This window comes from Peribacillus sp. B2I2, from assembly GCF_041261685.1.
GTDB lineage: Bacteria > Bacillota > Bacilli > Bacillales > DSM-1321 > Peribacillus.
The window spans coordinates 395,504-418,017 of the sequence record NZ_JBGCCB010000001.1 but is presented as its reverse complement, the minus strand read 5'-3'; the positions used below and the strand labels follow the sequence as shown (position 1 = coordinate 418,017).

Below are 22,514 nucleotides of genomic sequence, written 5' to 3'. Positions count from 1 at the left end.
TCCTTGATCTATTAAAATGAAAAGGCCACCAGATTCAGTGGCCTTTTCACCCTATTTATTTGCCGGATCGTCCGGCAGTATTCCTTGTGGGATGAATACATCAAAATGGCGGTACTGATTTACGAATTCAGCTGGGGCCATCCCGCCAAATTCCCCATCCAAGTTAAGCATCATGTCATTTTTGGCCTGTACTTTAATTCGATTGGCTTTTTCATAAATGACGTTTTTATCATGGATATGTTCACCGCGCATTGCCAATGTTGCGACACGGACAATATCAGCCAGGTTGGCCTTTTTCAAAATAAGCAACGTGAACATACCATCATTCAGAGAGGCGTCAGGAGCCAGTTTCTCGAAGCCGCCGACCGAATTCGTGTTAGCCACCAAGAAAAGCATGATCTCCCCTTCAAAAAGCTTCCCATCATATTCAATTGAAACTTCCGTCGGCTTAATTGAAGGAAGCATTTCAATTCCTTTAATATAGTACGCTAGCTGACCAAGCATGGTTTTCAGCTTGATCGGCACGTCATAGGTCAATTCGGTCAATCTGCCCCCGCCAGCAATATTGATGAAATACTTATCGTTCATTTTCCCAATATCGACCGGCATCGTATGCCCACCGGCAATAATTTCGGCTGCCCCTTCAATTGACTTCGGTAAATGCAGCGCCCGCGCGAAATCATTGGTCGTTCCCGTCGGAATGATTCCTAGTTTCGGACGTTTCTCTGCAGTGGCCAGTCCATTAACAACCTCATAAATCGTACCGTCGCCCCCTGCTGCAATAACTATATCATAGCCGCGTTCAATCGCTATCTTAGCCGCTTTCGTTGCATCCCCAGCACCGGTCGTCGCATGTGCAGAAGCTTCATAACCAGCTTCTTCAAGTTTTGCTAGCACACCTGGCAGGCTCTTCTTAATGGCTTCCCGGCCCGAAGTCGGGTTGTAAATCAACCTTGCTCTTTTCATTTCCCATCATCCTTATACATATTGATTCCATAATTTACATCTTAATCCTTCGTTGCATGAAAAGCAATATTCGAAAAAAAGAGGACCGTATTTCGGTCCATATCTTTTATGCATTTTACAAGAAAACTTATCAGGGAAATTATAATGCTTTTTACAATTTTATTCTAGTAAATGATTTCAATCATGGATATTGTACATTCACGTTAAATGTATCGGTAACGGTTAAAGTATGATTGCCTTTACCAGTATTGAATGTCCCATTCTTTTTTACAATGCCTTCATCACTTGTTTCTTCTTTCACTTCAGTCATCTTCCAGCTATTCTCAGGACCTTCCAGTTCCTCGACCCCTCTGGCATCTATCTTGATATCGCTATTATCCTGAAGGAATACACTAAGATTCCCACTATCCTTCACACTCCAATCATTCAATAGCTTTCTAGGCTTCAAGACAAGATCGGTACTTTGTCCGTCTATTTCCAATGCCAACTCAGCAGGGATTATAAGAGTGGCCTTAAGATTCATCATACCACTGTCCAAAATTCCATTTTGAATCGGCAAATCCTTGAAGCTTATATAAAGTGTATCACCATTTCTCTCAACCATTAGATAATCTTCCGCCTTCTTCAACACAGAATCAGCATCTTCCATTACCCGCTCACCATATGTTCCAAAAATGGATACTTCCCCATCCTTGCCACTTTCAATCGTCAATGGGTATGAGCCAGAGTCCAGAACAACTCTCTGTATGTCTTTCCCGGCCTTTTCATTGAAACCAGGCAAATTGACCGTTTTTTCTTCACTATTCACGGCAGCCCTAACTTGATCCATCAATCCGCTTGATGTTAGCAGAATTAAAACAATCCCTGTCGTTCCTAGCAATCCTACGAAAAGAATGCTAAGAATATCATATTTTACAAAAGAACTTTCTTTTCTGGAAAAATAAATATAGCAGAGAATCTCCACACCCAAGATAATGAACAGCAACGGCCACCAAGATAGCATAATCGTCGTCAAATTCATATCCGTAATTTGAGAAACCAGTAAAACCAAACCCAAACCAACCAGGGAGATACCCATTGAAATCGTTCCGACTCTCCATGTTCTCATTTTGTCTCCTCCTTGACTCTCCCTTTTTTACTGCCCGACAGCAATTTGATTCCCCCACCTATAAGTAGGATGCATACCAGTCCTTTTTGAAAATAATCTCTAAACCAATATTCCAAGTTGCTTCCAATCCATTCATCTAAATGAGGTGCAATTGCAGGGACGATTATATTACTAGCCAAGAAATAGATTCCAAGCCCCACCAACCCAAATCCTACCCATTTTTGGTGATTGACGATTCCCGAAATGATGGGCGTATCTTCAACAGGACCCTCTTCCATTTTCGAGGCTTTTTGCAATCCATCAAAAAAACTATAAAACCAGATGATCGGAATAAGGAAAAAGAAGAAACCTAAACGAAGTAAATCCAAAATGTAAATGGCGAATAAAAAGCCAGCCATCAATTGAATCCCACGTTTTTGCAGCCCCAAATATAAGTGACCCGCTCCAGGGAAAATGGCGAATAAAGTCGCGACCGATTTACTCTTCTTCCCGGATTCCCGCCTCTCCTCGAAATCTTCCAAAACGGTCCGATCGATAAGCTCCTCACCTCTTTGCTTTTTATTCAGCTGTTGAACGGAATCAAAAAAACTGTAAATCCAGATAACAGGCAATAGTGCCATGAATATTAACAGACCTTCCATATGTGTCATTACACTGATGAATACCACCATAATGCCAAGGCCTAAAAAGCCGATCAGAAAAATGAGTCCCCGATTCATGAGGCCCAACTGAAAATGCCCTAATCCTGGAACGAATGAAAGGATGATTACATAGAATCTTTCCGCTTCCGGCTGATCTGCCATCCCCTCTAAATACTCTTCACTTTTAGGATTCCTCAGTGAGGTGACCACCAAATCAAATATACTGATGAAATAAAACACCATTCCAATAATGGAAAAAGCCAGAAATTCATCCGCTTGACTGATCAATGAAAGAAAAAGACCTCCAAGTCCCAGTCCAGCTGCGGCAAGAAAATAAAATAAACCTTTATATTTCCTTCCTAGGTAAAAATGTCCAAAACCTGGCAAAAACGATAATAAAAAAGCTAATACCGGACTTTTATTCATTTCTAAACCCCTCCTTATTTTTCTTTTCGATTGTGTCCATCCAATTAAATGTTTTATCAATAAGCCCTTCGGTTAAGGACTGAGTTTCCTTTACACTGCTGGATTCCACAGAATCCACGTATTCTGTCAATGATTGAAATACTCCGCCTGCCATTAATAGGATCGTAAATCCGGCCGCGATCAGGTAATGTCTCGTGATGGTCCGAAGGGATTTCTCTTTTCGGAGTTGCTTAGCCTCTTCAACAGACCCGCCTTTCAATCGGCTAATCGAGTCCATGACAGGACCCGCAATATCAAATCCTTCAATGTCCAGTCTGGATTCTTCTTTTTCCATCGCTTCCATATAGGCGGATAAACACTTGTCACAGGAGTATAGATGATTTTCATATTCAATTTTTAGAGCCTCTGGTATTTCATCTGCCAAATATTCAACCCATTCTGCTTCTGGAACATGATTCATGAAAAATCCTCCTCTTTCCAATGTTTTCTCATCCAATTTCTTGCCCGATATAGCTTAACCTCCACAGATTTCACTTGAATCTGCTGCTCCTCTGCAATTTGCTTGAATGTCTTTTCCTTTATGTAATAGCCATATACAACGTCCCGGTATCCCTCTGGAAGGTCATTCAGCTTCCTTAATACTTGCTTTCGCCTTTCATTCCGAAAAAATACTGCCTCGACTTCATCAGTTAAGCCCAAATTAGCTTCCGATGAATGTTCGTCCTGCAATTCTTCCTTTTGGCGTTCCCTCTTTCTCTTTAAATCGATTGCATGATTGACCGCAATTCGGGTAATCCAAGTCTTGAAACCTTGGTTCTTATATTGAGGAAGAGAAGTATAGATTTTGATAAAGACTTCCTGGGTAACATCTTCTGCATCCTTTTGATTCCGCAAGACGGAATAGACGGTTCTATAAATCGTCTGTTTATAAGTTTCAATTATTATTCGGAATGCATGATCATTCCCAGCCCTTACCTTCTCAACTAACTCATCGGTCACTTCTCTTCCTCCTTTCCTGTTAAACATTCATGTAATAGACGACACAAAAAGGAGTTACCCCTACAGATAACTCAAAAAAAATCAAAAATTATTTTCCGCTTATTATTTTTCTCAGTAAGCTCTTTCCTTAATCAAGAGAAAACCGTACCACTTTAAAAGTGATACGGTTAATATTAACGTTTATTGATTTCTTCCACCAAAATTTTATTAACAAGCTGTGGATTGGCTTGTCCTTTTGTCGCTTTCATAATCTGTCCGACAAGGAAGCCGATTGCTTTTTGTTTACCGGCTTTAAAATCTTCAATTGATTGCGGATTATTATTCAATGCTTCTTCAACTGCTGTACGCAACGCGCCTTCATCGGAAATTTGGACTAGTCCCTTCTCCTTGACGATCGTTTCAGCGTCTCCACCGTTTTCAATCAATTCTTTGAAAACTTTTTTAGCTATTTTAGAAGAAATCGTACCATCTTCGATCAGCTTGATCATTCCAGCCAACGATTCGGCAGTCAATTTGACTTCATGCAGCTCTTTTCCTTCTGCATTCAAGAAAGCAGAAACCTCACCCATGATCCAGTTAGATGCTAGTTTCGCATCCGCACCTGAAGCCACTGTCGCTTCAAAGAAATCAGCACTTTCCTTCGTTACCGTTAAAACGGCTGCATCATATTCCGGTAAGCCGAATTCTTCGACATAGCGTTTTTTCCGGGCATCCGGAAGTTCTGGGATCTCGGCAGCGATGCGTGCTTTCCATTCTTCATCGATATGGATTGTCAATAAGTCCGGCTCTGGGAAGTAACGGTAATCATCGGAACCTTCTTTAATTCGCATTAGTACCGTTCTGCCTGTAGCATCATCGAACCGGCGAGTTTCCTGTTCGATTACGCCGCCTTCATTCAAGATTTCCGCTTGTCGGATTTCTTCATGCTCCAATCCTTTGCGAACGAAGTTGAATGAGTTCAAGTTTTTCAATTCGGTCTTCGTACCGAATTCTTTTTGGCCGACAGGTTTCAAGGAAATGTTAGCATCACAGCGAAGTGAGCCTTCTTCCATTTTACAATCGGAAACGCCTGTGTACTGAATGATGGATTTCAACTTTTCCAGATAAGCATATGCTTCTTCCGGGGAAGTGATATCCGGTTCGGATACGATTTCAACAAGTGGCGTACCTTGGCGGTTATAATCACAAAGAGAATAGTTCCCTTTATGTGTCAGCTTTCCAGCATCCTCTTCCATATGAATGCGGGTAATGCCAATCTTCTTTTTCTTGCCACCGACTTCGATTTCAATCCAGCCATGCTCACCGATCGGTTGATCGAACTGTGAAATTTGGTATGCTTTAGGATTGTCCGGGTAAAAATAGTTTTTCCGGTCGAATTTCGTAATTTCTGCCACTTCGCAATTTAGGGCAATTGCAGCCTTCATTGCAAAATCAACAGCCTTTTTATTGACGACAGGCAATACGCCTGGGTAGCCTAGGTCAATTACAGTCGTGTTACTATTTGGAGCGGCACCAAAATGATTTGGGCTCGCAGAGAAAATTTTAGAATCCGTTTTTAATTCTACGTGTACTTCTAGACCAATCACCGTTTCAAAGTCCATTTATTTCACCCCTTACAGCTTAGGAAATTGTTTATGAAAATCTGTTGCTTGCTCAAAAGCGTGAGCTGCGCGGTAAATAGTGCTTTCATCAAAATGCTTTCCAATCATTTGCAGTCCAAGCGGAAGCCCATTCGCTGCGAATCCACATGGCACGGATATACCTGGTACACCAGCAAGATTGACTGGAATCGTTAAGATATCATTCGCATACATCGTTAATGGATCGTCGACTTTTTCACCAATTTTAAATGCAGGTGTAGGTGTAGTCGGCCCAACGATGACATCATATTTTTCAAAGACATCTTCAAAGTCTTTTTTGATTAAAGTACGGACTTTTTGAGCCTTTTTATAATAAGCATCATAATAACCTGAACTTAAGGAGAAAGTTCCAAGCATGATACGGCGTTTCACTTCGTCACCGAATCCTTCTGCACGAGTTTGCTTATACATTTCTATAAGAGTTTCTGCATTATCTGTACGATGTCCGTAACGCACACCGTCAAAACGCGAAAGGTTAGCCGAAGCTTCCGATGAAGAAAGCAGATAATAGGCAGCTAAGGCATATTTGGAATGCGGCAAGGATACCTCTTCCCATTCAGCTCCAAGTCCTTCTAATACCTTTAACGCTTCAAGAACGGAATTACGTGCCTCTTCGCCAACACCTTCACCAAGATATTCTTTAGGCACAGCTATTTTCAATCCTCTAACATCGCCTGTTAACGAATTCACAAAATTCGGCACATCAACGTTTGCAGAAGTCGAATCCATTGGATCTACTCCTGAGATCGCTTCAAGCAAATAGGCATTATCTTCGACCGTTCTAGTAACCGGACCGATTTGGTCCAATGAAGAAGCAAACGCTACAAGTCCGAAACGGGAAACCCGTCCATATGTAGGTTTTAAGCCGACAACACCACAATATGCCGCTGGTTGGCGGATCGATCCACCCGTATCGGAACCTAAAGAAAATAGGACTTCTCCGGAAGCGACGGACGCAGCCGAACCACCTGAAGAACCGCCTGGTACATAATCCGTATTCCACGGGTTGCGTGTCGCCTGAAATGCAGAGTTCTCATTTGATGAACCCATCGCAAATTCATCCATATTCAATTTCCCGATCGTCACCGTTTCTGCCTGCTGCAGCTTTTGAACGACGGTTGCATCATAAATTGGATCAAAGTTCTCCAAGATCTTGCTTGCACAAGTCGTTCGTAAATTTTTAGTGACAATATTATCCTTCACTCCGATTGGCATACCAAATAAAGCGCCTTCGTTCTCGCCTTTTACCAATTGATCATCCAATCGTTTTGCTTGATCGCGGGCGTTTTCTTCATCAAGTGTCAAAAATGCCTTCACCTTGTCCTCTACCTGTCCAATGCGCTCATACGATTCGTTTACAAGATCAGTGACACTGATCTCTTTCTTATGTAAGCGTTCATGAAGCTCAGAAACCTTTTGTTCGAACAACGACATCATTGTCCCCCCTTATTCAATTATAGATGGTACACGGATATATCCTTCTTTGCTATCCGGTGCATTTTTCACTACTTCTTCTACTGGCAATCCTGGTTTTGCGACATCTTCGCGCATAACATTTTTCATATCTAAAACGTGAGAAGTCGGGTTTACTTGATCCGTATCAAGCTCATTCAACTGCTCCGCAAATGAAATCATTTGGTCAAGCTGATGTTGAAACTGTTGTGCTTCATCTTCCGTAATTGCCAAACGAGCCAAATGGGCAACGTGTTTAACTTGTTCCATAGAAATACGTGACATTCTCTTCACCTCCGAAAAAATATCCAAATCGACTGAATTCCGTCGCTATTCTCCATAAAATCATCGTTTAAATCATATCAAACTATTACACAGTAAAGCAACTAGAGAAACAATGTCGAAATTCAATTATTTCTCAAGGAAAAAGAGATATTTTCCGGGAAATATGGGAAAGTTGTCGGAATTTCCGGGGAAATGACAAGAAAGCCTTTAATTTCGACATATGTTCCCCTTTTTAAGTATTCACTTCCTTATTTGGAAGGGTTTACTTTCTACTATATGTGTCTGTTCCTGCTTAAAGGTTATTTTGAAATTCACCTTATCTCCGGAAGAATAACTTATGAAAAGTGGATTTCAGAGATTGTCGCAAAAAAAGATGAAGCCGTTAAGCTTCATCTTTTTTCATTCATATATATGCACGGTTGGTTCGTCCTGATTTGCTTCTCGGACAATGAGAGCTTCAGGTCCATTTACAGAGGTAATGGATACTTGTACGGCAATATAGTTAGGGAAACGTTCCATTACAAGCCCAGCAACATATTGGGTAAAGCCAATCGCTTCCGAGTTCCCATAAAATTGAATGGGGATATCGATGTTCAGACTTTGTAATTGATCATCCATATAGAACGCCCTGCCAATGACTCCGTTAAAGTTAGGGAAAAATTCTTCGACATCTTCTTTAAAGTTCGTGAAAGTATTGACGTCATCACGGTATTTTTTTTCAGCACCAACAGAAGGAAATAGGAAATACTCTTCGTCCAAGTTCGTCCACTTTCCAATATTGTCAGAGTTTTTATCAATATTCGTATAGGAAATGAAATTCCCAGGAACTACTGAGGATTTTTCATTTTGCTCGAATAAGGCAATCGTAATCGGAACATTTTTCAGCTTGTCCATTTTACGTAGCCTCTTTAAGACTTCTGCAGCAATTTTCTCCCCTTCTTGCTTTACCTTTTTACTATCGATTGTCTTTTCATAGGTGGCACCGTATGCCTCTTTTTGATAGTAATGCACTGAATTCAACGCAAGACCTATTACAACCCCGCCTAGGCTCACTGAATTATCTTTTGTTTTGACTAAGTAATTATGTTCTAAAATATGAGCAAGATAGATTGGATTGTCTTTATTCCGCTTATCGATGTCCCCTTTACCTGGATCAACCGGATTCAAGCCGACGTTGTCTGATGCTTTCTTCTTCTTTTCTTTCAACTGACTATTGGTATATTTTCTGTTCAGCCAGGAAGATATTTTGGAACTATCAAGCGTTTGCCCCTCTTGAAATAGGTATTCTTCCGGGTCGAATTGGGTTTGGGCCAACCGCATCAATCCATTTTCGAATTCTTCAATATCATATCGGGTATTTAGATTAGATACGACCAAACCGCGTGCTTTTGATGGTTCAAACGGTAGGATCGTTTGATAATATTCTTCTGAAATTTTGTACTTCGGAATAATTGCCGTCTCTTTTTTGTCTTTGGAGTCTTGAACTACCTCTTGCTTATCCTCAAAACTAGGCGCACAACCAGCAAGAAGCAGTATAAGAATCATCCCCAAAATAGAGTGTTTCCTCATAGCTACACCTCTTATTTTTTTAGTTCCTCAATCAGTCTCTCTTCATCCCATACCATGACGCCCAGGCTTTCCGCCTTTTCCAGTTTGGAACCGGCATCTTCGCCAGCTACGACCAAATCGGTTTTCTTGCTGACACTTCCAGCAACGTTAGCTCCCAGCGCCTCTAATTTTTCTTTTGCTTCATTACGTGTTAGCTGATGCAATTTACCCGTTAAAACGACTGTTTTACCGGCAAAAACGGAATCGATTTCTTCAATGGGAACAGCCCTTGGCCCTTTAAAAGTAAGATTCACACCGGCTGCCTCCAACTCATTCAGTAACGCATGAACTTCTTCCAATTCAAAATAAGCTACGATGGAATCCGCCATCTTTTCCCCTATTTCATTAATGGACGTTAGTTCTTCACGGCTCGCCTTGCTTAAGGCTTCCATTGTCCCGAACTCCCGTGCAAGTGTTTTGGCGGCTTTCGAACCGACATGGCGAATGCCTAGCCCGAATAGTAATTTTTCCAATGAATTGGTTTTCGAAGCTTCGATTGCTTGAAGGAGTTTATTGACTGATTTATCCCCCATCCTTTCCAATGCAATCAGTTGATCGTATGTAAGCTTATAAATATCAGCCACATCTTGTATGAGTTCTTCTTTAAACAACAAGCTAATCACTTTTTCACCGAGACTGTCTATGTTCATTGCTGTCCGGGATACAAAATGAATCAAGCCTTCCCGTATTTGTGCAGGACACTTCGGGTTGATGCAGCGTAAAGCAACCTCCCCGTCCAGCCGAACGAGTTCACTGCTGCATTCCGGGCACTCAGTCGGCATCTGAAACTCGACTTCTTCCCCTGTGCGGCGTTCTGCCAGTACATTGACCACCTCTGGAATGATATCACCCGCTTTTTTCACGACCACTTGATCTCCGATCCTGATGTCCTTTTCACGGATTAAATCTTCGTTATGAAGTGAAGCTCGCTGTACAGTCGTACCAGCTACCCGAACGGGATCCAAAACGGCAGTCGGGGTCAATACACCCGTACGGCCAACATTCAGCTCGATATCCCGTAGGGTTGTAATGACTTCTTCAGCCGGGAATTTATAAGCAATTGCCCAACGCGGACTTTTTGCGGTAAAACCTAATTCATCCTGCTGTTCAAGGGAATCCACCTTTACGACAATCCCATCAATATCATAGGCCAAGTTCGGACGTTGTTCCGTCCATTCTACTATATAAGCTAGTACTTCCTCTATATTCGAGCATGTTTTTCTTTCCCGGTTCGTCTTAAAGCCAAGCCTATCCAGCAAATCCAGACCCTCACTGTGGGAACGGACCCCGGTTTCTCCTACATCGGCAATCGCATAAAGGAAAATATCCAAGTTCCGTTTAGCAGCAAGTTTCGGGTCAAGCTGCCTTAACGAACCAGCAGCTGCATTCCGTGGGTTAGCAAATGGTTCTTCCCCACGTTCTTCCTTAGCCTCATTTAAAGATTCAAATGATTTTTTTGGCATGAATGCCTCACCGCGCACTTCTATCGCAACCGGCTCCCGCACCTTCAATGGAATCGACTTGATCGTTTTCAGGTTAGCTGTAATATCTTCACCGATCGTTCCATCTCCACGGGTTGCCCCTCGTACGAAATATCCATTCTCATATTGAAGTGTGACGGCTAGTCCATCAATTTTCAATTCACATACATAGGAGAAATCGTCACCAACAGATTGTCTGACCTTTCTGTCGAAATCCCGTAAGTCACTTTCATTGAAGGCATTGCCTAAACTAAGCATCGGCGTGGTGTGCTCCACTTTTTCAAACATATCCAAAATGACCCCACCGACCCGTTGTGTCGGAGAGTCAGCCGTTTGCAGTTCCGGAAATTTTTCCTCATACTCAATAAGTTCACGGAGTAGCCGATCATATTCAGCATCAGGTACTGATGGCTGGTCCATCACATAATATTCATAGCTGTATTGGTTCAATAAAGTTTGCAGTTCTAGAACTTTCTTCTCTGCAGCTTGTAAGTCCATACGTTCAATCCTTTCTAAAGAAGACTCCACCGCACTTCTTATAGAAGAGCGGTGTCTAAAGTCAGATATCCCTATTCTTTACCAGTAGAAGCATATTAATAGCTTAAGCTTTTTCAACCGGTGCAAATTTCGCCAGTAGGCGCTTGATGCCGATTGGACTTGGAAAAGCAATATCCAATTCCTTCCCTTCGCCTTCCCCTTTTACGCTCACCACGGTTCCTATCCCCCATTTTTTATGGGATGCACGGTCACCGACAGCCCAGCCAATCTCTTCACCGCCCGTTGCGGATGGTGCAGAAACAGCTCTTCCAAAGGCAGGAACTTTTCTTGTGGAAGCTGTTGAAGGAGATCCAGTTCTCGAAGAACTGAAAGGTGTTTGCCTAGCTCGAGGAGCCGGTTTCGGTTTTAGATCTTCAAGAAGCTCCTCTGGTATTTCACTGATGAACCGTGAAACTGGGTTCATACTCGTCCGTCCATACAATGTCCGCATTTGGGCATTGCTTATGAATAGCTCATTTTCAGCCCTTGTAATTCCCACATAAGCCAGACGGCGTTCTTCTTCCATCTCCTCTTCATCCATGAGCGAGCGGCTGTGAGGGAAAACCCCTTCTTCAAGGCCCAATAAAAAGACCACCGGATATTCCAGTCCCTTCGCGGAATGCAGCGTCATCAACGTTACCGTATTTGTAGCTTCTTCGGAATTCTCATCAAGTTGGTCTATATCCGCAACCAACGCCAGGTCAGTTAAAAAGCCAACCAATGACTTGTCCTCGCTGTTACTTTCGAATGCCTTCGTTACAGATAAAAACTCATCTATATTTTCAAGCCGGCTTTGTGATTCAATCGTTTTTTCTGCCTGCAACATCTCACGGTAACCGGTTTTCTTAATGACTTCCTCCACCAGTTCCGTCACGGATAGGTACTCCTGCTGATTTGTATAGTTAGTGATCAGCGTATGAAATTCCCTTGCCGCTTTGGTAGCCTTACCGCTTATCCCTACCATTTCCACGGATTCAAGTGCTTTATAAATGGAAACATCATATTGATCTGCATAATCTGCCACTTTGTCCATTGAAGTTGCACCAATTCCGCGTTTTGGTACATTGATTACACGGCGAAGACTGATGTCATCATCAGGATTCGCAATAAGGCGCAGATAGGCAAGTAAATCCTTAATCTCTTTACGGTCATAGAACTTAGTGCCCCCGACTATTGCGTAGTTTATATTGGATTTAAGCAGAACTTCCTCCATGACACGTGATTGTGCATTTGTTCTATACAGAATTGCTATATCGGAATATTTCCTGCTGCCGGCCTGAGCTAACTCATTTATCTTTCCGGCTACAAATTGCGCTTCCCCTTGTTCATTGTCTGCACGGTAATAGAATATCTTATTACCATCTGCATTCTCGGTCCAAAGATTTTTCGGCTTTCGGTTTTGATTGTTATCGATGACCTTATTCGCCGCTTCTAGAATCTTTTTCGTCGAGCGGTAATTCTGTTCAAGGAAAATCATGTTGGCATTCGGGTAATCTTTTTCAAATGAAAGGATATTCGCAATATCCGCACCGCGCCAGCGATAGATCGATTGATCGGAATCCCCGACAACACAAAGATTACGGAAGCGTGAAGCCAGTAGTTTAACAAGCATATATTGAGCCCTGTTCGTATCTTGGTACTCATCGACATGAATGTATTGAAATTTGCGCTGGTAGTATTCAAGCACTTCCGGTACCAGTTGGAACAATTGAATCGTCATCATGATCAAATCATCGAAATCGAGCGCTGAATTTTTCCGCAACCGCTTTTGGTATTCCGTATAAACATCGGCAGTTACTTTAGTGAAGTAATCAGACGCCGTCTTCAGGTACTCTTCCGGCCCGACCAATTCATTTTTAGCTGAACTGATGCTACCCAAAATGGCACGGTAATCATATTTCTTCGTATCCATATTGCGATCTTTCATAATTTGTTTAATGACCGATTGCTGATCCGTCGTATCCAATATCGAGAAGTTCCTATTAAAACCGATACGATCAATATCCCTTCGTAAAATGCGGACACACATCGAGTGGAAAGTCGAAATCCAGATATCTTCGGACGCACCGCCAAGTATGGCACGGATCCTCTCCTTCATTTCACGTGCAGCTTTGTTGGTGAACGTGATTGCAAGGATATTCCAAGGTGCTATTTCCTTCTCGACCATCAAGTAAGCTATTCGGTGAGTCAGCACACGCGTCTTTCCACTTCCTGCCCCAGCCATGATTAAAAGTGGGCCATCAGTTGATTTAACTGCTTTTTGTTGCTGTTCATTCAAACCTATTAGTAATTTTTCCGCTAAATATTGCATTATCACACCACCTATACGAACGTTCGTTTCTGTTTTAGTATACTATATTTATTCCAAGTTTTCATTTAACTGCCGTAACTGTTGCTAGTGCCACTTTCAAATCTTCATAAATCACATTTCCGACAACGATAACATCCGCAATCTTAGACATCTCTTTAGCCTGTTCAACCGATTTAATCCCACCGCCATAGAATAATACTGTATTCTCCAGACTCTCTTTGGCCGCTTCCACCATCTGAACATCGCCATAATCACCGCTGTATTCCAGATAAAAAATCGGCAGGTTGAACATCTTTTCCGCCATCATCGCGTATGCTCCGACATCATCCATATCCAAATCGGTATTGGCTTTCGTCAATTGGGCCGCCTTGCACTCAGGATTCAGGATACAGTACCCTTCAACGAAAATTTCATCCCAATTCAAAAGGTATCCGTATTCTTTGACTGCTTGCTGATGCAGTTTCATCATCCAATCCGGATTGGTGCTATTCAGGACACTCGGAATGAAATATAAATCAAACCCTGGCGTCACCGTTTCAACAGAAGAAATCTCCATCACACATGGGACGGTATATCGTCTGACCCGTGCCATTAAATGAAGCACATTCTCAAGCGTGATTCCATCCGTTCCCCCGACCATGATTGCATCAGTACCCGATTCACAGACTTTTTCAAGGGCTTCACCACTTATTTCTTTATTTGGATCGAGTTTGAAAACATGTTTCCACTCGCGAAAATCGTACATAATAATCCTCCATTCACACTTCCCATTAACCATTATAGCATTAAGATTTTTCATTAAAAATGAGAAGTATTGATAAAATGTTTACCAAATGGAACCCCCTGAATCTAAAATCCAATATAACATGGATATGGCTGAAAGACAGCAGACAAAGAAAGCGCTAAACTCAAAATAAAAAGCCGGGAAATGAATTCCTCGGCTTTTTCTAATTCACCATATAAAAAATCTAAAGCATTAAGATTCAGTTGTTTCCTCAACGTTATCCTTAATCCGGTTAAGAGCCATTGAATAAGCGTCATTTCCGTAATTCAAGCAGCGTTTCACCCTGGAAATCGTAGCCGTACTTGCACCCGTTTCCGTTTCGATTTTATGATAGGTCTTACCTTCTTCAAGCATCCGGGCTACTTCAAGACGCTGTGCTAATGATGAAATTTCATTAACTGTGCATAAATCATCAAAAAATCGATAGCATTCGTCCAAATCACGCAAGGAAAGGATCGACTTAAACAGCTGATCCGTTTCTTTTCCCCTTAACTTATCAATTTGCATGTTACTCCCCCTCAATTTCATGGGTATCAAAATGTGACGTCTCCTACTAAACCAGGTTCATTCGGAATAATATTGACCCAAGTTTTCCCTGGAATCAACCCTACTTCTTTATCGTTTTTCACTGGTGTAATCCGACCATCCTTATTAACCCATTCTACTTCATTCGCTTTTCCTTTTTGAAGTAAATAACCTTTTCCACCACTTTTCAAGTCGATTGTACGACGTCCTTTATCGTCAATCACTTGGTGAGTGGCCTCAATGATCAATATATTATCCAGTAAAATCGGTTTATTCGATTTATGTTCGACTGTTTGCTCACCATTCGAATAACGTTTATATTTCTCTTCCGTGGCTTCGTATTCATACTTTACATCATACTCGTCTGATCCGTAGGATATCTCGGTTTTCACTGCCGGTTCCCCTTGAAGGCCAGCCGCCTCTTCCTTTGTAAGGAAAACATAAGGCTCCGGTGCACCATTCATCTCAAAGCCCTTATCCTTCGCGCCTTTTTGGATATCCTCAAAAGAGATGTAGGAATTATGCGGTGCTTTTCGATCTGCCGAACGTTGAAACAAAGTACCATCATAATATAGTCCGTTCAAGTTATCAATATACCCTTTGTCCAGCATGGTCTTTGCCTCGGGGCTATACCCATGACACACATAGATGCAATCCATGCCTTTAGCCAATTCGATATAATAGTCCCTTGCACTCCGAATCGGACCGATTTGGCTTGGCATTTCACTTTGGAAGATAGCTAAAAATCTGGTTATGTCACCTTCTGCGAGCATTTCATAGACAATATCGGCTTCTGAGAGGCCCGATTGCGGGCGCGCTTTTGGATGATTATTAATCATCACTGCTGCGGCCCTTTGCTCACTGACTTCTTCGGTGGCTATACCTGTAAGTGGAAACTCATTGGAAGGTTCATTTTTCACATCTGTATTTTTGATGACAGCCTGATCTTTCGGTTTACTATCATCCAATGCAGGATCTTCTTTCGTTGAACAGCCTGCCAGCAGTAAAATAGAAATAACGATGAAAAGAATTCTCTTAAAATTCATCTTTCCACTCCTCCGATTTATTAGCCATTTCTTCTCTTATATTTTAACGCATTATAGTGGGAAAGAGTATAGTTTTATTCATAACATCATACACTCCCCGCTGGGTCAGCCTTATATATGGCAGATGGGTTGTCGAAAAGAATGAAAGGGTATACACAGGATCGGCGAAGCGATACCCCCTGTCACGCAGCAAATTTTTCAATTCATTTTCTTCTTCTATCAGTTCAGGAACCTCTTTGGTGGACATGACCCCCTTTAATTTCAGAGGAAGTTCATGAATCACCTTTCCGTGTTCCGTTAAAATGATTCCGCCGCCAATCTCCTTCAGCCGGTTAAATGCCAAATGCATATCCTGTTTCCTTTTACCGATCAGTATGATATCACCTGTATTGGTATAAGAACCGGCAAAGCCACACAACTTATCCGCAAACCCTTTTAATATCGTATTGATGCGCCATTTCCCTTCCCGATCGATAAGCATGAAAAAGCATTCATCATCCTCAAAGTTCAGCTCTTCATGCCCAACATCATTGGAAAGAGAGTACGGTTTAGTAATTACATTATTGACCAATTCAATTCCAAACGGCATGGAAAATTCAAAATCTTCCTTTAAACTAAGATCCCAGTCAAGATCAAGTGGTTTAAAATCGAAATCACTCCATTCGATTTCCTGTGAATCGGGTATGATTTCACCATCCCTTTTCACCCATTTCCCTTTTGCCATTACCGAAACCGGTGCAGGCTCCTTTACATCAGTCAGGAAGTTGATGTTCGCTACCCTTCCAGTGGCAATATTGCCATGAAGGTACTCAATGTTATAATATCGTGCGATGTTGATAGTTGCCATATTGTAAGCATCGATTACCGGAACGCCATGCTCTATCGCTATTTTAATCAAGCAGTCTATGAAACCACCTTCATAAAAGGACGGCGGCGATCCATCTGTCGTATAAAAGAATTTGTCATAATGATCAATGCCCAGTTCATGGATTTCCTGTATCATCTTTGGAAGATCCGGCCGGATCGAAGAATGTCTTAACGATACATAATAGCCCTGCAGCAAGCGCGACATGACTTCATCACCTGTCATTGCCTCATGATCACTATCGGCGCCGAACAAGGTCATTTTCGCTAAAGTCTTCTCTGAAGCACCTGGAAAGTGTCCTTCTATTTTCTTCCTCATTCGCTTTGCTTCCTGAATCCAGTGCAACATCATGTCATCCCCATCGAGAAGCTTCGGCCATCCAGTCAGTTCCCCGCCCTGTAATACGGCATCATGCTCCAGCCATGATTTAACGGCCCCATGGGAAAAGACCATGTCTTCATCTATCAATTCCGTTTGTCCGTCAAAACGGCTCCACCAATACATTGTTACAGGAATGTTACGTAATTCTTTCAAAAGAGAAAACGCTTTCTTTTTATCTAACTGCAAAAGAAATGGCAAGTTATCATTGATCAATGTCGTTGTGCCAAAATGAGATGCATAACGTGAAAAAGAAAGGGGATTATATAATTGAGAAGGGTGTGAATGCGGCTCAATATAACCCGGGACTAAGTACTGGTTTGTACAGTCTACCATTTCACAGCGGTCTATATTATCAGGAAGCTTATCGCCAACATATATGATGCGATCATCATATATCCATATATTCGCTTTTACCCATTTTCGTAAAGCCTGATTTAAATAAGTCGTATTTTTAAGCAGAATGTGTGGTGCCCTATTGCCATCCAGCACATCTATATGTTCTCTTAGATGCTTATTTTTCCATCTATAGCGCTGTTCAAGCATTAAACATTCCCCCATAATTTTTTAGAAACAGTTGTATGAAAAAAACCATTTTCAATCCAATTTTATTTCATAGTAACATACTTGCCTCATTAGAACAGTAATGTTATCCAGAATATTGTTAAATTTTTGTGAAGGGATGGACTTAAAATGAATTTTAAACAAAATATCAGTATAATAAATGCGTTAATGCGAATTACCTGTGGTTTTACACTTCTAACATGGGCAATGGCTAAAATGGTAAAAAAACCATGGAAAAACCAATCTTATCTATTCGTGGTCATGCTTTCAGCCATGAAAATAGGCGAAGGCATTCTTCGCTATTGTCCTGTCGTCGATGCAATGGAAAACGGACAAAACTTTATGAAAAACGAATCAAAACAGGAAAAAGAATCTAATCAATCTGATTCATATTAAGTTTTTTCTAAAGAAGAAGCTGACTCCGCTAAGAGTCAGCTTCTTTATATTATGATGAAAAATTGTATTTTATTGCACGGTAGCCAATATCCGTTCTCCAGAATAAGCCATCTTTCTCAATATGCCCTAACTCTTTATATACTTCAGCTTGGGCAGAGGCCAAATCTTTCCCTTTTGCAGCAACCAAAAGTACACGTCCGCCATTCGAGATGAAATTCCCCTCACTATTGAGAGCCGTTCCAGCGTGATAAACATGGGCATCCGGATCAATCTTTTCCAAGCCTTTAATGATGGAACCCTTTTTATAATCCCCTGGATATCCATCAGCTGCGACGACCACTCCAAGAACGGCTTCTTCATGCCACTCAAGTTGTAAATCCTCTCCAGAAAGAACCGCTTCAAGCGTATCTACGAAATCTGTTTTCAGGCGTGGTAAAACAACTTGCGTTTCCGGATCGCCAAAACGTGCATTGAACTCAATTACTTTCGTACCTTTTTCAGTAGCGATCAACCCGGCATATAATATCCCTGTAAAACGCCGATTTTCCGAAATCATCGCATTTACTGTAGGCTGAAGAATTGTTTCGACTGCGGTCTGAATCATTTCATCGGAAATTTGCGGCACCGGTGAATATGCACCCATTCCACCTGTGTTCGGGCCCTGATCTCCATCAAAAACCCGCTTGTGATCTTGAGCTATGACCATCGGATACACTTTTTCCCCATTCACGAATGCCATCAATGAAAATTCCTCGCCATCGAGAAATTCCTCAATAACGACTTTGGCAGAAGCTTCGCCGAACTTTGCTCCGACTAGCATGTCATGGATGGCATCTAACGCCTCTTCCATCGTCATCGCAACTACGACACCTTTTCCTGCAGCCAATCCATCCGCTTTTATGACGATGGGGGCACCCATTCTTTCAATATATGCCTTTGCTGAATCATAGTCAGAAAATGTTTCGTATTCCGCTGTCGGAATGCTGTAGTTCTTCATTAAATCTTTAGCAAAGGATTTACTTCCCTCAATCACTGCAGCACGACCATTAGGGCCAAACACCTGTAAGCCTGCCTCCGTAAAGTCATCAGCAAGTCCATTCAACAATGGGGTTTCGGGCCCAATCACCGTTAATGAAACTGCATTCTTCTTGGCAAAGGCAACCAATTCCTCATGATTGTTTTCATCAATTGGAACAAGAGTCGCAACATCGATCATACCTGGATTTCCCGGTGCTGCAAAAACTGTCCCCACCCGTTTACTTTCAAATAGTTTGCGGGCAATGGCATGCTCCCTGCCGCCCCGGCCAATTACTAGTACATTCATTATCGCACCTCATTTTTGATTAATGTTTAAAGTGACGAATTCCTGTAAATACCATCGCAATTCCATATTCATCAGCTTTCTTGATTGAATCCTGATCTTTTACAGATCCACCAGGCTGAATGATTGCCGTGACGCCCGCTTTCGCTGCCGCTTCTACGGTATCATCCATTGGGAAGAAGGCATCTGATGCCAACGCACTTCCTGTCGCTCTTTCCCCAGCTTGTTCCAGAGCAATTTTTGCAGCTCCCACACGGTTCATCTGCCCTGCGCCAACACCTAATGTCATTTGACCGTTACTTACCACTATTGCATTCGACTTAACATGCTTTACGATTTTCCAGCCAAGTTCCAAGGCTTTCCACTCTTCAGGAGTAGGCTCACGTTTCGTTGCCACTTTTACCTCTGCATCCTTTAAGCTATGTGCATCCCGATCTTGAATAAGTAATCCGCCTTCAATGGAAGTCAATTTACGTTCAGGTTTTTTAACCGCGTCGAAATCGATCGTTAATAAACGAAGGTTTTTCTTGCTTGTTAATACTTCCACTGCCTCATCCGTAAACCCAGGAGCAATGATGATTTCAAGGAAAATTTCATGAAGCCTTTCCGCAGTCGCCTTATCAACTTCACGGTTCAAAGCAATGATTCCGCCAAAAATGGAAGTGGCATCTGCCTCATAAGCTTTTTCATATGCTTCTAAAATGGTCGCCCCGACACCGACGCCGCAAGGATTCATATGTTTGACAGCTACAGCAGCCGGCTCATTGAATTCTTTAACGATTTGAAGTGCTGCATCAGCGTCATTAATGTTGTTGTATGAAAGTTCTTTTCCATGTAATTGCTTCGCTTCAGCAATTGAGAAGACGGAACCAAGCGGTTTTTTATAGAATGCTGCTTTTTGATGTGGATTTTCCCCATAACGAAGCGACTGTTTCAATTCATAGGTAACAGTCAATGATTCAGGGTTTTCTTCATCGGCAAGCTCTGTCATATACTCCGAAATAACAGCATCATATGCTGCTGTATGGCGGAAGACTTTTGCAGCCAGGCGGCGATTCGTGGTTTTAGATACTCCACCGTTTTGTTTCAGCTCAGCCAATACGGTAGGATAATCTTCGGAATCAACGATAACAGTTACATATGCGTGGTTTTTAGCAGAAGAACGAAGCATAGTCGGTCCACCGATATCGATGTTTTCAATAGCATCTTCCACAGTGACTTCCGGTTTGGAAATAGTCGCTTGGAAAGGATATAGGTTTACACAGACAAGTTGAATGGGTTCAATATTATGCTCTGCAAGCTGTGCTGCGTGATCCTTGTCATCATGTTTTGCCAACACTGCTCCATGTACATTTGGGTGAAGCGTTTTAACACGTCCATCCAATATTTCCGGGAAACCGGTGACATCACTGATTCCAATTACATTAACGCCATTATCCTGCAGCGTTTTTTTAGTACCGCCTGTAGAAATAATTTCAAAACCTGCCTCAATTAAACCTTGAGCAAATTCTACGATCCCTGTTTTATCCGATACACTGATTAAAGCACGTTTCTTCATGTTATGTTGGTCCCTCCATTAAGTAAGTTTCTTGTGGCATAGCTCCTGCAAAACTGGCGGATACATGTCATGCTCCATTTCCTGAATCCTTTTTTGAAGGATGTCTTTCGTATCCCCCTCAAGAATTGGCACTGCCTTTTGGGCAATGATCGGTCCTGTGTCCATTCCATCATCAACAAAATGAATCGTTACCCCCGTTACCTTCACTCCGGCATCAAAAGCCTGTCCAATTGCATCCTTGCCTGGAAAACTAGGCAAAAGTGAAGGGTGGATGTTCACAATCCTCTGTGAAAACTTTTGTAATAATGTCGGACCAATCAAACGCATATAACCAGCCAGAATGATAAATTCTATCTCGTGCTGGCGAAGTTTCTCCAGGATTTCCGATTCATACTCAGTCTTGTTAGAGTAATTCTTAGCTGAAAAGGAGAAAGACTCAATATTCTCAAGATTAGCTCTCTCAAGCACATATGCGTCTTCACGATCGCAAACGACAAGACAGATTTCCGCCTCCAACTTTCCACTTTTTATTGCGTCAGCAATCGATTGGAAATTACTACCGTTACCTGATGCAAAGACAGCAAGGCGCTTCATTATTTAAACGACACTCCATTTCCATCCACAATCGTTCCAATAACCGATGCTTCTTCACCGCAAGACCGTAGATGGGATAGTACATCGGATGCCACTTCTTTTTTCACGACAGCAGTCATTCCAATACCCATATTGAAAATATTGAACATTTCCTCTTTTACAAGGTTCCCTTTTTCTTCAAGGAATGAGAATATAGATGGAATTTCCCAGCTTCCAAGCTCGATCTCAACACCGCATCCTTCAGGTAGAATACGCGGTATATTTTCGATGAACCCGCCACCCGTGATATGGGCAAGACCATTAACATCAAATTTTTCCAATGTCGATAAAACGGACTTCACATAGATTTTTGTCGGTTTTAATAATTCCTCGCCCAACTTGCAATCCAATTCCGGTACGAAGTCATGAAGCCCCATACCTGAGTCTTCAAGAAGGATTTTACGAACAAGTGAATATCCATTACTGTGGATGCCGCTCGAAGCAAGTCCAATAACGACATCACCCGCCGAGATGGCCTCACCCGTAATTAGACGGGATTTTTCAACTGCACCTACAGTAAAACCTGCCACATCGTATTCTTCCGTTTCGTACATGCCTGGCATTTCAGCCGTTTCTCCACCGATTAAAGCACAACCCGCTTGCTCACAGCCATCTGCAATTCCTTTGACGATCATTTCAATTCGTTCTGGATCTGCTTTACCGCAGGCAATATAATCTAAAAAGTATAAAGGTGCAGCACCTTGAACGACAACATCATTGACGCACATAGCTACACAATCCACTCCAATTGTATCGTGCTTATCCATCATGATTGCCAACAATAGTTTCGTACCCACTCCATCCGTACCTGAAATGAGCACAGGTTCTTTAAGGTTCAAGGAAGATAAATCAAACATGCCCCCGAAACCGCCCAGACCATTCATTACTTCTGGACGAAATGTGCGTTTTACATGTTTTTTCATTCGATTTACCGCTTCATAACCAGCCTCAATATCAACACCAGCCTGCTTATATGCATTAGCCATTTGA

General features: G+C 42.0%; 20 protein-coding genes. 1 reads left to right on the top strand and 19 read right to left on the bottom strand.

Annotation, left to right across the window (positions count from 1 at the left end):
• Positions 1–51: 51 nt before the first annotated feature.
• From ABIE66_RS02070 to ABIE66_RS02000, 15 genes are all read right to left on the bottom strand, one after another.
• A complete protein-coding gene (locus tag ABIE66_RS02070) occupies positions 52–966 on the bottom strand; it encodes a diacylglycerol kinase (RefSeq protein ID WP_289323494.1) in 915 nt (304 codons plus the stop codon).
• A gap of 181 nt (positions 967–1,147) precedes the next feature.
• Positions 1,148–2,074, bottom strand: a complete 927-nt coding sequence (locus ABIE66_RS02065) for a LiaF transmembrane domain-containing protein (RefSeq protein ID WP_289323493.1) — start codon at positions 2,072–2,074, stop codon at positions 1,148–1,150.
• Positions 2,071–3,141 (bottom strand): hypothetical protein, encoded by a 1,071-nt coding sequence (locus ABIE66_RS02060; protein ID WP_370013703.1) that lies wholly within the window; start codon positions 3,139–3,141, stop codon positions 2,071–2,073. The genes ABIE66_RS02065 and ABIE66_RS02060 overlap by 4 nt, the downstream gene beginning before the upstream one ends.
• Positions 3,134–3,601, bottom strand: a complete 468-nt coding sequence (locus ABIE66_RS02055) for a hypothetical protein (RefSeq protein ID WP_289323491.1) — start codon at positions 3,599–3,601, stop codon at positions 3,134–3,136. The genes ABIE66_RS02060 and ABIE66_RS02055 overlap by 8 nt, the downstream gene beginning before the upstream one ends.
• Positions 3,598–4,140 carry an RNA polymerase sigma factor gene (locus ABIE66_RS02050; protein ID WP_370013702.1) on the bottom strand — a complete coding sequence of 181 codons (543 nt, stop codon included), beginning with the start codon at positions 4,138–4,140 and terminating at the stop codon, positions 3,598–3,600. The genes ABIE66_RS02055 and ABIE66_RS02050 overlap by 4 nt, the downstream gene beginning before the upstream one ends.
• Before the next feature lie 173 nt (positions 4,141–4,313).
• A complete protein-coding gene (gene gatB / locus ABIE66_RS02045; RefSeq protein WP_370013701.1) occupies positions 4,314–5,741 on the bottom strand; it encodes an Asp-tRNA(Asn)/Glu-tRNA(Gln) amidotransferase subunit GatB in 1,428 nt (475 codons plus the stop codon).
• A 12-nt stretch (positions 5,742–5,753) separates the two neighbouring features.
• Entirely contained in the window at positions 5,754–7,214 is a 1,461-nt protein-coding gene (gatA, locus tag ABIE66_RS02040) for an Asp-tRNA(Asn)/Glu-tRNA(Gln) amidotransferase subunit GatA (protein WP_370013700.1), read from the bottom strand.
• A gap of 12 nt (positions 7,215–7,226) precedes the next feature.
• Positions 7,227–7,517 (bottom strand): Asp-tRNA(Asn)/Glu-tRNA(Gln) amidotransferase subunit GatC, encoded by a 291-nt coding sequence (gene gatC, locus ABIE66_RS02035; RefSeq protein WP_289318226.1) that lies wholly within the window; start codon positions 7,515–7,517, stop codon positions 7,227–7,229.
• Between the two features lie 399 nt (positions 7,518–7,916).
• A complete protein-coding gene (locus ABIE66_RS02030; protein ID WP_370013698.1) occupies positions 7,917–9,086 on the bottom strand; it encodes a CamS family sex pheromone protein in 1,170 nt (389 codons plus the stop codon).
• Positions 9,087–9,097: 11 nt separating this feature from the next.
• Positions 9,098–11,104 (bottom strand): NAD-dependent DNA ligase LigA, encoded by a 2,007-nt coding sequence (ligA, locus tag ABIE66_RS02025; protein ID WP_370013697.1) that lies wholly within the window; start codon positions 11,102–11,104, stop codon positions 9,098–9,100.
• Positions 11,105–11,207: 103 nt separating this feature from the next.
• Positions 11,208–13,454: a DNA helicase PcrA gene (gene pcrA, locus ABIE66_RS02020; RefSeq protein WP_289318229.1), complete on the bottom strand. Its 2,247-nt coding sequence runs from the start codon at positions 13,452–13,454 to the stop codon at positions 11,208–11,210.
• 61 nt (positions 13,455–13,515) lie between these two features.
• Entirely contained in the window at positions 13,516–14,199 is a 684-nt protein-coding gene (gene pcrB / locus ABIE66_RS02015; protein WP_370013695.1) for a heptaprenylglyceryl phosphate synthase, read from the bottom strand.
• 231 nt (positions 14,200–14,430) lie between these two features.
• Complete coding sequence (locus ABIE66_RS02010; protein ID WP_034306094.1) at positions 14,431–14,745, bottom strand: YerC/YecD family TrpR-related protein; 315 nt, start codon at positions 14,743–14,745, stop codon at positions 14,431–14,433.
• 26 nt (positions 14,746–14,771) lie between these two features.
• Positions 14,772–15,809, bottom strand: a complete 1,038-nt coding sequence (locus ABIE66_RS02005) for a DUF3048 domain-containing protein (protein ID WP_370013694.1) — start codon at positions 15,807–15,809, stop codon at positions 14,772–14,774.
• Between the two features lie 43 nt (positions 15,810–15,852).
• Positions 15,853–17,598, bottom strand: a complete 1,746-nt coding sequence (locus tag ABIE66_RS02000; RefSeq protein ID WP_370013693.1) for an adenine deaminase C-terminal domain-containing protein — start codon at positions 17,596–17,598, stop codon at positions 15,853–15,855.
• 147 nt (positions 17,599–17,745) lie between these two features.
• Between ABIE66_RS02000 and ABIE66_RS01995 the strand changes: the two genes are divergently transcribed.
• Positions 17,746–18,012, top strand: coding sequence for a YgaP-like transmembrane domain (locus ABIE66_RS01995; protein ID WP_289323483.1), 267 nt, complete (start codon positions 17,746–17,748; stop codon positions 18,010–18,012).
• 49 nt (positions 18,013–18,061) lie between these two features.
• Here the strand turns inward: ABIE66_RS01995 and purD are convergent, their stop codons facing one another.
• The 4 genes from purD to purM are packed head-to-tail and all read right to left on the bottom strand — an operon-like array spanning position 18,062 to position 22,510.
• Entirely contained in the window at positions 18,062–19,336 is a 1,275-nt protein-coding gene (gene purD, locus ABIE66_RS01990) for a phosphoribosylamine--glycine ligase (RefSeq protein WP_289323482.1), read from the bottom strand.
• A 19-nt stretch (positions 19,337–19,355) separates the two neighbouring features.
• Positions 19,356–20,891, bottom strand: coding sequence for a bifunctional phosphoribosylaminoimidazolecarboxamide formyltransferase/IMP cyclohydrolase (gene purH / locus ABIE66_RS01985; protein WP_289323481.1), 1,536 nt, complete (start codon positions 20,889–20,891; stop codon positions 19,356–19,358).
• 18 nt (positions 20,892–20,909) lie between these two features.
• Positions 20,910–21,485 carry a phosphoribosylglycinamide formyltransferase gene (gene purN, locus ABIE66_RS01980; protein WP_289323480.1) on the bottom strand — a complete coding sequence of 192 codons (576 nt, stop codon included), beginning with the start codon at positions 21,483–21,485 and terminating at the stop codon, positions 20,910–20,912.
• Positions 21,485–22,510 carry a phosphoribosylformylglycinamidine cyclo-ligase gene (gene purM, locus ABIE66_RS01975; RefSeq protein ID WP_289318237.1) on the bottom strand — a complete coding sequence of 342 codons (1,026 nt, stop codon included), beginning with the start codon at positions 22,508–22,510 and terminating at the stop codon, positions 21,485–21,487. The genes purN and purM overlap by 1 nt, the downstream gene beginning before the upstream one ends.
• Positions 22,511–22,514: the final 4 nt, after the last annotated feature.